The sequence below is a fragment of the Hydrogenophaga atypica genome, from assembly GCF_042665215.1.
In the GTDB taxonomy this organism is placed as follows: Bacteria; Pseudomonadota; Gammaproteobacteria; order Burkholderiales; family Burkholderiaceae_C; genus Hydrogenophaga; species Hydrogenophaga defluvii_A.
This window is the reverse complement of sequence record NZ_JBHTCA010000002.1, coordinates 183,715-195,000: the sequence shown is the minus strand read 5'-3', so window position 1 is coordinate 195,000 and position 11,286 is coordinate 183,715. Positions and strand designations below refer to the sequence as shown.

Annotated in this window: 7 protein-coding genes and 2 rRNA genes (1 of these 9 only partly in view); all 9 read left to right on the top strand. The window is 59.1% G+C overall.

Annotation, left to right across the window (positions count from 1 at the left end):
• A 23S ribosomal RNA gene (locus tag ACFQPB_RS03285) occupies window positions 1–2,447 on the top strand (it extends 428 nt beyond the left edge of the window).
• A gap of 165 nt (window positions 2,448–2,612) precedes the next feature.
• A 5S ribosomal RNA gene (gene rrf, locus ACFQPB_RS03280) occupies window positions 2,613–2,725 on the top strand.
• 81 nt (window positions 2,726–2,806) lie between these two features.
• Window positions 2,807–3,883, top strand: a complete 1,077-nt coding sequence (locus ACFQPB_RS03275; protein ID WP_382219741.1) for a homocysteine S-methyltransferase family protein — start codon at window positions 2,807–2,809, stop codon at window positions 3,881–3,883.
• Between the two features lie 2 nt (window positions 3,884–3,885).
• The gene (locus ACFQPB_RS03270; RefSeq protein WP_382219739.1) at window positions 3,886–4,641 is read left to right on the top strand and encodes a DUF3047 domain-containing protein; all 756 of its coding nucleotides are present in this window, start codon (window positions 3,886–3,888) and stop codon (window positions 4,639–4,641) included.
• Between the two features lie 116 nt (window positions 4,642–4,757).
• A complete protein-coding gene (locus tag ACFQPB_RS03265; protein WP_382219737.1) occupies window positions 4,758–6,326 on the top strand; it encodes an ABC transporter substrate-binding protein in 1,569 nt (522 codons plus the stop codon).
• A 62-nt stretch (window positions 6,327–6,388) separates the two neighbouring features.
• Window positions 6,389–7,369, top strand: a complete 981-nt coding sequence (locus ACFQPB_RS03260) for an ABC transporter permease (protein ID WP_382198940.1) — start codon at window positions 6,389–6,391, stop codon at window positions 7,367–7,369.
• A 1-nt stretch (window position 7,370) separates the two neighbouring features.
• Complete coding sequence (locus ACFQPB_RS03255; protein ID WP_382219735.1) at window positions 7,371–8,585, top strand: M20 aminoacylase family protein; 1,215 nt, start codon at window positions 7,371–7,373, stop codon at window positions 8,583–8,585.
• Between the two features lie 36 nt (window positions 8,586–8,621).
• Window positions 8,622–10,202 carry an ABC transporter substrate-binding protein gene (locus ACFQPB_RS03250; protein WP_382219734.1) on the top strand — a complete coding sequence of 527 codons (1,581 nt, stop codon included), beginning with the start codon at window positions 8,622–8,624 and terminating at the stop codon, window positions 10,200–10,202.
• 96 nt (window positions 10,203–10,298) lie between these two features.
• On the top strand, window positions 10,299–11,201 hold the full coding sequence (locus tag ACFQPB_RS03245; protein WP_382220117.1) for an ABC transporter permease: 903 nt from the start codon (window positions 10,299–10,301) through the stop codon (window positions 11,199–11,201).
• Window positions 11,202–11,286 lie beyond the last annotated feature (85 nt).

Sequence of the window (11,286 nt, the reverse complement as noted above, 5' to 3'; positions counted from 1 at the left end):
CATCATCGACCGATAGTGAACAAGTACCGTGAGGGAAAGGCGAAAAGAACCCCGGGAGGGGAGTGAAATAGATCCTGAAACCGCATGCTTACAAAAAGTCGGAGCCTCGAAAGGGGTGACGGCGTACCTTTTGTATAATGGGTCAGCGACTTACATTCAGTGGCAAGCTTAACCGAATAGGGAAGGCGTAGGGAAACCGAGTCCGAATAGGGCGATTCAGTCGCTGGGTGTAGACCCGAAACCAAGTGATCTATCCATGGCCAGGATGAAGGTGCCGTAACAGGTACTGGAGGTCCGAACCGACTAGTGTTGCAAAACTAGCGGATGAGCTGTGGATAGGGGTGAAAGGCTAAACAAACTTGGAAATAGCTGGTTCTCTCCGAAAACTATTTAGGTAGTGCCTCGCGTATTACCTTCGGGGGTAGAGCACTGTTTTGGCTAGGGGGTCATGGCGACTTACCAAACCAAGGCAAACTCCGAATACCGAAGAGTACAGCGCGGGAGACAGAGCACCGGGTGCTAACGTCCGGACTCAAGAGGGAAACAACCCAGACCGCCAGCTAAGGTCCCTAAAATTGGCTAAGTGGGAAACGAAGTGGGAAGGCTAAAACAGTCAGGATGTTGGCTTAGAAGCAGCCATCATTTAAAGAAAGCGTAATAGCTCACTGATCGAGTCGTCCTGCGCGGAAGATGTAACGGGGCTCAAGCCAGTTACCGAAGCTGCGGATTCACAGTTTACTGTGAGTGGTAGGAGAGCGTTCTGTAAGCCTGTGAAGGTGTCTTGTAAAGGATGCTGGAGGTATCAGAAGTGCGAATGCTGACATGAGTAGCGTTAAAGCGGGTGAAAAGCCCGCTCGCCGTAAGCGCAAGGTTTCCTACGCAACGTTCATCGGCGTAGGGTGAGTCGGCCCCTAAGGCGAGGCAGAGATGCGTAGCTGATGGGAAACAGGTCAATATTCCTGTACCGATTGTTAGTGCGATGTGGGGACGGATCTTAATAGGTTATCCGGCGGTTGGAAGTGCCGGTTTAGACAGAAGTAGGCGTGCGTTAGGTAAATCCGGCGCACATATACCGAGGCTGTCGATCGAGAGAGCTTGCTCTTGAAGTAACTGAACGAGGTCCCAGGAAAAGCCACTAAGCTTCAGCTAACAACGACCGTACCGCAAACCGACACTGGTGCGCGAGATGAGTATTCTAAGGCGCTTGAGAGAACTCAGGAGAAGGAACTCGGCAAATTGACACCGTAACTTCGGAAGAAGGTGTGCCCTAGTAGTGTGATGAGAACATCTGAGCACGAATGGGTTGCAAAAAATAGGTGGCTGCGACTGTTTATTAAAAACACAGCACTCTGCAAACACGAAAGTGGACGTATAGGGTGTGACGCCTGCCCGGTGCTGGAAGATTAATTGATGGGGTGCAAGCTCTTGATCGAAGTCCCAGTAAACGGCGGCCGTAACTATAACGGTCCTAAGGTAGCGAAATTCCTTGTCGGGTAAGTTCCGACCTGCACGAATGGCGTAACGATGGCCACACTGTCTCCTCCTGAGACTCAGCGAAGTTGAAATGTTTGTGATGATGCAATCTCCCCGCGGAAAGACGGAAAGACCCCATGAACCTTTACTGTAGCTTTGTATTGGACTTTGAACAGATCTGTGTAGGATAGGTGGGAGGCTTTGAAGTGCGGTCGCTAGATCGCATGGAGCCAACGTTGAAATACCACCCTGGTGTGTTTGAGGTTCTAACCTAGGTCCATTATCTGGATCGGGGACCGTGCATGGTAGGCAGTTTGACTGGGGCGGTCTCCTCCCAAAGCGTAACGGAGGAGTTCGAAGGTACGCTAGTTACGGTCGGACATCGTGACGATAGTGCAATGGCATAAGCGTGCTTAACTGCGAGACTGACAAGTCGAGCAGATGCGAAAGCAGGACATAGTGATCCGGTGGTTCTGTATGGAAGGGCCATCGCTCAACGGATAAAAGGTACTCTGGGGATAACAGGCTGATACCGCCCAAGAGTTCATATCGACGGCGGTGTTTGGCACCTCGATGTCGGCTCATCTCATCCTGGGGCTGTAGCCGGTCCCAAGGGTATGGCTGTTCGCCATTTAAAGAGGTACGTGAGCTGGGTTTAAAACGTCGTGAGACAGTTTGGTCCCTATCTTCCGTGGGCGCTGCAGATTTGAGGAAGCCTGCTCCTAGTACGAGAGGACCGGAGTGGACGCACCTCTGGTGTACCGGTTGTCACGCCAGTGGCATTGCCGGGTAGCTAAGTGCGGAAGAGATAACCGCTGAAAGCATCTAAGCGGGAAACTCGTTCCAAGATGAGATCTGCCGGGGCCTTGAGCCCCCTAAAGAGTCGTTCAAGACCAGGACGTTGATAGGCTGGGTGTGGAAGCGCAGTAATGCGTTAAGCTAACCAGTACTAATTGCTCGTGCGGCTTGACCCTATAACTTTGATCAAAAATCGATCAAAGATGAGTGTCTGAACACAGTTGAATCCAACTGTTCTTATGCACGCATTCAAGTGAATAGACGTAGCGCAATCGAAAAAGCTGATAAGACTCTATGAATTCGCTGTGCTGAGCATGTGCTCAGTGCGGCAACCCGTTATGCCTGACGACCATAGCAAGTTGGTACCACTCCTTCCCATCCCGAACAGGACAGTGAAACGACTTAGCGCCGATGATAGTGCGGATTCCCGTGTGAAAGTAGGTCATCGTCAGGCTCTTATAAAGACCAAACGCCTCGCTCAAGACCTGAGCGGGGCGTTTTGGTTTGTTGGCCGCAACATTCGTAGAATGTGACCATGCATCACAAGCCCTATACCCGCGCGGAGCAGTTGCCTCAAATCCTCTCGAGTCGCATTGCCATTCTGGATGGGGCGATGGGCACGATGATCCAGCGTTTGAAGTTGACCGAAGCTCACTACAGAGGGTTGGGCTATGGCGGCGCTGACGCGGTTGGCAACCGTTTTGAGGCGCACGCCCTGGATGTCAAGGGCAACAACGAACTGCTCAGTTTGACCCGGCCGGACGTGATCCGTGACATCCATGAAGCGTATTTGGCGGCCGGCGCTGATTTGATTGAAACCAACACCTTTGGTGCAACACGCATTGCCCAAGAGGATTACAAAATGGCGGAGCTGGCGAAGGAGATGAACTTCGCGTCTGCCCGGCTGGCGAGGGCCGCGTGCGACAAGTACAGCACGCCTGAGAAGCCCCGTTTTGTCGCTGGAGCGATCGGGCCAACCCCCAAGACCGCGAGCATCAGCCCGGATGTGAACGATCCGGGCGCACGGAACGTGACCTTTGAAGCCTTGCGTGAATCGTACGCTGAACAGATTGAGGCCTTGGTGGCGGGCGGTGCAGATGTGCTGTTGGTCGAAACCATCTTCGACACCCTCAATGCCAAGGCGGCGCTGTTTGCTATCGCAGAATATTTTGAGCACTCTGGTGAACGGCTCCCCGTGATCATCAGCGGCACCGTGACGGACGCATCTGGCCGCATACTCAGTGGCCAGACGGTGGCCGCCTTCTGGGCCAGTGTGCGGCACATCGGGCCACTTGCGGTGGGGTTGAATTGTGCGCTGGGGGCGGCGCTGATGCGTCCTTACTTGCAGGAACTGGCCAAACTTGCGACCGACACCTTCATCAGCTGCTACCCGAACGCGGGCTTGCCCAATCCTATGTCCGACACCGGCTTTGATGAAACGCCCGATGTGACGGCCCGCCTGGTAAAGGCATTTGCGCAGGAAGGCCTCGTCAACATTCTGGGTGGGTGCTGCGGTACAACGCCGGACCACATCGCAGCAATTGCCGATGCAGTGAGGCCCAATCCACCCAGAGGTGTGGCGCGGAAACTGTTCTACCCGGAGCCCGCTTGACGATGGCGCCGTGGCTTCGATTCGGACCTCGCCGATCAGCGGTGGCTTGTGTCCTGAGTCTGGTCGCGCTGTTGGGCTGCACACATGCGCCACGCGTCCCCTCGTCAGAGCCCAGCGGCCACGGAGCGCTGCTGAGCACACCTGCAGCCGGTGTGCCGTGGACGCCCATGCTGTGGCCGGGCAAAAAGAATGTGCCCTTTGTTGCGACTTCGTACGATGGGCGCCCCGCCTTGCATGTGAGAGCGAATCGCTCCATGAGCGTGCTTCGCCAGCGGTTGGCCGATGCGCCGTTGCAACCCAAAGACATTCGCTTCTCCTGGCGCGTGGATGGCCTCTTGCAAGGCGCGGACCTAGGCGTGGCTGGGCAGGACGATGCGCCCGTTCGGGTGGTCTTGGCGTTTGATGGCGACCGGTCCCGCTTGACGGCAAAAAGCCGCATGCAGTCCGAGTTGAGTCGTGCGCTGATCGGCGAAGAAATGCCGTATGCGACGCTCACCTATGTCTGGTGCAACAGCCGCCCCATTGGCACCGTCCTGGTGAGCCCGCGCACCGACAGGGTACGCAAAATCGTCGTCGAGTCGGGCGCAACGCGCGTAGGGCAATGGCTTGACTACGAGCGTGACATTGCGAAGGATTTTCGCGATGCCTTCGGTGAAGAGCCAGGTCCCTTGATCGGCATTGCCCTCATGACCGACGCAGACAACACGGGCGAACAAATCAACGCCTGGTACGGCGCCTTGAGCCTGTCGTCCGATTGACAATTTTCCGGCAGGGTTTTCACTCTAAAGACCCTGCCTACGGGAAAGTCCTTGTGACATTCAGGCGCGGATGTTGCATAGTACCGAGCTTGCAAACTTTATTTAGGTGTCAAGCAATGAAACTCAAGCTGATTGCCCTTTGTGCCCTGTTGACTCTGGGAGCGGGGGCGCAAGCCAAGCCGTTCAAGTGGACCAGTTCCAGCGATATCGCTACCTGGGACATCCACTCCCAAAACAACGCGCTGCAAAACGGTATTCACGCCGCTGTTTACGAATCGCTGGTGTACTACAACAGCCGCACCTTCAAGATCGAACCCGTTTTGGCCACGTCGTGGAACCAACTCACCCCAACCCAATTGCGCATAAACTTGCGCACCGGGGTCAAGTTCCACGATGGCTCTGCATTCACTGCTGACGACGCGGTGTACTCCATCCAGCGGGCCATGGCGAAAACCTCCAACTTTGCGGTGTATGCGCAGGGCATCGACAAGGTGGTCAAGGTCAATGCCAACACCATCGACATCATCACCAAAGGCCCCAACCCGGTGCTGCTCAACCAGATGACCGAGCTGCGCATGATGAGCAAGGCCTGGGCCGAAAAGAACAATTCGGTTGAGCCTAAAGACATCAAGACCAAGGACGAGAACTTTGCCCACCGCAATGCAATGGGCACCGGTCCCTACACCTTGAAAGAGTGGAAGCAGGACCAGCGACTGGTTTTGGCCAAGAACCCCAACTGGTGGGGTTCGATGGACAGCAATGTGACCGAAATCATCTACTCACCCATCAAGGCCGACGCGACACGCATGGCCGCTTTGTTGACGGGTGAAGTCGATTTTGTCCTCGACCCCAGCCCACAGGATTTGCCACGCGTGCGCCAGAACAGCAGCCTCAAGGTGATGGATGGCGTTGAGAACCGCACCATCTTCTTTGGCATGGACCAGTTCCGACCGGAACTCGTGGGCAGCAACATCAAGGGCAAAAACCCGCTGAAAGATTTGCGAGTGCGCCAGGCGCTGAACATGGCCATCGACGCAGACGCGATCACCCGCGTGACCATGCGAGGCCTGGGCCAGCCCACCAACGCACTGGTGGCGCCCCAAGTTGCCGGTTGGAACGAATCCATCCACAAGCGCCCAGCGGTGGACGTGGCGGGCGCGCAGAAGCTGCTGGCCGACGCGGGCTACAAAGACGGTTTTGAAGTTGATTTCGCTTGCCCGAACAACCGCTACATCAACGACGAAGAAATCTGCCAGGCCGTGACGGCCATGTGGTCACGCATCGGCGTCAAGGCCAAGCTGCGTACCCTGCCGCTGGTCACCTATTTCCCGATGATCCAGCGCTATGAAGCCAGCATCTACATGCTGGGCTGGGGTGTGCCCACGTTCGACGCGTTGTACTCCCTGCAATCCCTCGTTCGCAGCGTGGGCACGGGTGGTGACGGCAATTACAACGTGGGCCGCTACAGCAACCCCAAGCTCGATGCCGTGATCGACCGCATCAAAACCGAAACCGATCCCTTCATTCGCCCACGACTGTTGACGGAAGCGCTTCAGATTGCGTCGGATGATGTTTCGCACATCGTCTTGCACAACCAGATCATTCCCTGGGCCATGAAGAAAAACATCGAGGCCGTGCACCGCCCCGACAACCGCATCGACTGGCGTTTGGTCAAGGTAAACTGAGTCATAGCTGTTGAATAAAGGGTCGCGGCGTCCCTGTCGCGACCCTTGATTTTTTATCGAACATGTTTGCATTCATCGTCCGCCGCCTGGCACAGGCCGTCCTCGTGATGGTCACCGTGGCCTTCATCGCCTTCATGCTGTTTCAGTACGTGGGTGACCCTGTGGTCTTCCTGCTGGGGCAGGACGCCACCCCAGAACAAGTCCGCGAGCTGCGTGCGGCCCTGGGCCTGGACCAACCATTTTTTGTACAGTTCTGGCACTTTCTGGCCAACGCCGCGCAAGGCGAATTTGGCCTGAGCTTGCGCCAGGGCGCCAAGGTGTCGCGCCTGATTGGCGAGCGCTTCCCGGCCACGCTGGAGCTGGCCCTGGTGGCGGGCGTGTTGGCGCTGGCCGTGGGCATTCCCATGGGGGTGTACGCCGCTTTGCGCCGTGGCACCTTCATGAGTCAGGTGTTCATGACGGTGTCTTTGCTCGGCGTGTCCTTGCCCACCTTCCTCATTGGCATCCTGCTGATCCTCGTTTTTGCGGTGCAGTTGGGGTGGTTCCCGAGCTTTGGTCGTGGTGATGTGGTGCAGTTGGGTTGGTGGAGCAGCGGCCTGCTCACCGCCAAAGGCTGGCACCACATTGCCATGCCGGCTGTGACCTTGGCCATCTTCCAGCTCACCCTCATCATGCGCCTCGTGCGTGCCGAGATGCTGGAGGTGCTGCGCACCGACTACATCAAGTTTGCGCGCGCCCGTGGCCTGACCAACCGTGCCGTCCACTTTGGTCATGCGCTCAAGAACACCTTGGTGCCTGTCATGACCATCACGGGTCTGCAGCTGGGTGGTCTGATCGCGTTTGCCATCATCACCGAGACCGTGTTCCAGTGGCCGGGCATGGGCCTGCTGTTCATTCAGGCGGTGACCTTTGCCGACATCCCGGTGATGGCCGCCTACCTGTGCCTGATCGCGTTGATTTTTGTCGTCATCAACCTCATCGTCGACCTGCTGTATTTCGCCGTCGATCCGCGCCTCCGCGTCGAAAAGGCGGGAGGCCACTGAGATGCACCCTGGCCGACTCAAGGTCCACGGGCGGGCGTTCACGCACATTGCCGATTTTGTGCCCGAACTGACGGCACTGCGACGCGACCTGCATGCTCATCCGGAGCTGGGTTTCGAAGAGCACTACACCGCTAAACGTGTCGTCGAAGCGCTCAAGGTGTGTGGCGTGGACGAGGTGCACACCGGCATAGGCAAGACCGGTGTGGTGGCGGTGGTGCGCGGCCGGCGCAACAGCAGCGGGCGCATGTTGGGTTTGCGCGCCGACATGGACGCCCTGCCCATGACCGAGCACAACGACTTTGCCTGGCGCTCCACCAAACCCGGCCTGATGCACGGCTGTGGACACGACGGGCACACCGCCATGCTGGTGGGCGCCGCCCGCTATCTGGCAGAGACGCGCAACTTCGACGGCACGGCTGTGCTCATCTTCCAGCCGGGCGAAGAAGGCTACGCTGGCGCCAAGGCCATGATCGAAGACGGCTTGTTCGAGCGTTTTCCGGTGCAATCGGTGTACGCCATGCACAACTGGCCACAAATGCGGCCGGGCACTGTGGGCATCAACCGCGGCGCCATGATGGCCGCGGCCGACCGCGTGACCATCAAGATCACCGGCAAGGGTGGACACGGGGCCCATGCCTATTTGGCGGTCGATCCGGTGCTGGTGGCTGCCCACATCATCACGGCGGTGCAAAGCATCGTCTCGCGCACGGTGCGGCCCATTGATGGCGCGGTCATCAGCCTGTGCGCCATGCAGGCAGGCGACCCAGGCGCCTTCAGTGTGTTGCCTGGCGAAGCCACACTGGTGGGCACGGTGCGCACTTTCAGCCCTGCCGTGCAGGCCTTGGTGGAGCGTCGCCTCAACGAGCTGTGCAGCGCCGTGGCCCTGGGTTTTGGTGCCACGGCATCGGTGCATTACGAGCGCATCTATCCGGCCACCATCAACACGCCCGACGAGGCCCAATTCGCGGCCGATGTGGCGCAGTCCCTGCTGGGCCGCGACCACGTGGACCGCGAGATGGACCCGAGCATGGGCGCGGAGGATTTTTCCTTCATGCTGCAGGTCAAGCCCGGCGCCTATTTGCGCCTGGGCCAGGGCGGCGAAGGCAGCTGCTTCCTGCACAACAGCCGATACGACTTCAACGACGAGGTGCTGCCTCTGGGTGCCGCCCTGCACGCAGGCCTTGTCGAATATGGCATGCCCTTGGGCGACGACTGAGTCGGTCGCCTTTTTTCAACCTGGAGAAGAGCTCACATGATGTTCAAGAAACCTCTGATCTCAGCGCTGGCCGCGGCCGCGCTGGTGGTGTTGGCCGGTACCGCACAGGCGCAAACTGTGCGCATAGGCAACCAGGGCGATGCCTTGTCCATGGACCCGCATTCGCTCAACGAATCGCTGCAACTTAGCGTCACGGGCAACGTCTACGAGCCCCTGGTCACGCGCGACAAGAAGCTGGCCTTGGAGCCCGCGTTGGCCACCGCCTGGAAGCAAACCTCGCCCACGGTGTGGCGCTTTGAGCTGCGTAAAGGTGTCAAATTCCACGACGGCACGCCCTTTACCGCCGACGATGTGCTGTTCAGCTTCGCGCGTGCAGCCGGCGAAGGCTCCGACATGCGCAGCTACACCAACGACATCAAAGCCGTGCGCAAGGTGGACGACCACACGGTGGAGATGGAAACCAACGCGCCTTTCCCCATCCTGCCGGATGTGATCTCGCTGGTTTACATCATGAGCAAGAAGTGGTCGGAAGAGAACCAGGCCACGCGCCCGGTGGACCGCCGCAAAGGCATTGAAAACGCCGCTTCGTTCCGCGCCAACGGCACCGGCCCGTTCCGCCTGCGTGAACGCCAGCCCAACGTCAAAACCAGTTTTGTGCGCAACGGCAACTACTGGGGCAAGATCGAAGGCAACGTTATCAACGTCGATTACACGCCCATTGGCAACGACGCCACACGCGTGGCCGCGCTGCTGTCGGGGCAGGTGGACGTTATCGAACCCGCGCCGCTGCAAGACGTGGCCCGCATTGACGGCAGCGGCAAGGCCAAGGTGTTGCAAGGCCCCGAAATTCGCACCATCTTCCTGGGCATGGACCAGAAGCGCGATGAGCTGCTGTACTCCAACGTCAAGGGCAAAAACCCCTTCAAGGACGTGCGTGTTCGCAAGGCCTTCTACCAAGCCATCGACATCAACGGTATCCAGCGCACGGTGATGCGCGGTGCGTCGCTGCCCACCGCGCTGATGGTGGGCGAGGGCGTCAACGGTTTTCATGCCGACATGAACAAGCGCCTGCCCTACGACAGCGAAGCGGCCAAAAAGCTGCTGGCCGAAGCCGGCTACCCCAACGGCTTTGAAGTGGGCATGAATTGCCCGAACGACCGCTACGTGAACGACGCCGGCATCTGCCAGGCGGTGGCGGCCGGCCTGGCCCGCATCGGCGTCAAGGTGAACTTGCAGGCAGAAACCAAAGGCACCTACTTTCCCAAAATCCTGCGCCGTGACACCAGCTTCTACCTGCTGGGCTGGAGCCCCGGCACCATCGACGCGCACAACGTGTTGAACTCGCTGATCCGCTGCGTGGACGACAAGGGCGCGGGCCAGTTCAACCTGGGCGCGTACTGCAACCCCAAGGTGGATGAGCTCACCCTCAAGATCCAGTCGGAAACCGACAAGGCCAAGCGCGACGCCATGATCCGCGAAGCCTTCAAGATCCACCAGGACGATGTGGGCCACCTGCCGCTGCACCAGCAGGCGCTGGCGTGGGGCGTTTCCAACAACGTCACCGTGCACCAGGCCGCCGACAACTTCATGCACTTCCGTTACATGTCTGCCAAATAAGCTGCGGCAGGCTGTTTTTGTCAGCCGCGCGCCGGCCCCACAAAGGCCGGCGCGTGGTTCCCAGTCTTCATCAGGGACACCTTCTCCGTGAAATCCATGTTTTTGCGCTGGCTCGACAGCGACGTCGGCCACAGCTTCCGCAACTCGCCCACCGCCATCGTGGCGGCGCTCATTGCGGCGGTCTGTTTGTTTTGTGCGGTGTTCGCGCCCTGGGTGGCGCCGCACAACCCGTTTGACCTCACCACGCTCGAACTGAGCAACGCGCGCCTGCCGCCCGCGTGGAGCGAGGGTGGCAGTTCGAATTTTGTGCTCGGCACCGACGACCAGGGCCGCGACATCCTCTCCGCCCTCATGTACGGCGCTCGCATCTCGTTGGCCGTGGGCATCGCCTCGGTGCTGCTGTCGGTGTTCGTGGGCGTGGCCTTGGGCCTGCTCGCCGGCTTCCTCGGCGGCTGGATCGACGCCGTGCTCATGCGCCTGTGTGACGTGATGTTGTCCTTCCCCGCCATCTTGGTGGCGCTGCTCATCGCGGGTGTGGGCCGGGCGCTGTTCCCCAACGCACACGAGTCGCTGGCTTTTGGTGTGCTGATCATCTCCATTTCGCTCACTGGCTGGGTGCAATATGCCCGCACGGTGCGTGGCTCCACCTTGGTGGAGCGGCACAAGGAATATGTGCAGGCCGCCCGCGTCACCGGTGTGGCGCCGCTGCGGATCATGCGCAAACACGTGTTGCCCAACGTCATGGGCCCGGTGCTGGTGCTGGCCACCATCCAGGTGGCCACCGCCATCATCACCGAAGCCACGCTGAGCTTCCTGGGCGTGGGCGCACCGCCCACTTCACCGTCGTTGGGCACGCTCATCCGTGTGGGCAACGACTACCTGTTTTCGGGCGAATGGTGGATCACCATCTTCCCCGGCCTGATGCTGGTGCTGATCGCGCTCAGCGTGAACCTGCTGGGCGACTGGCTGCGTGATGCATTGAACCCGCGACTGAGATGAATGCCCCCACGCTCCACCGCTGCGCGGGTCGCTGCCCCCCGAGGGGGCTGACCCGCCTTGGGGCGGCCCGGCGGCGGGTCGCCAC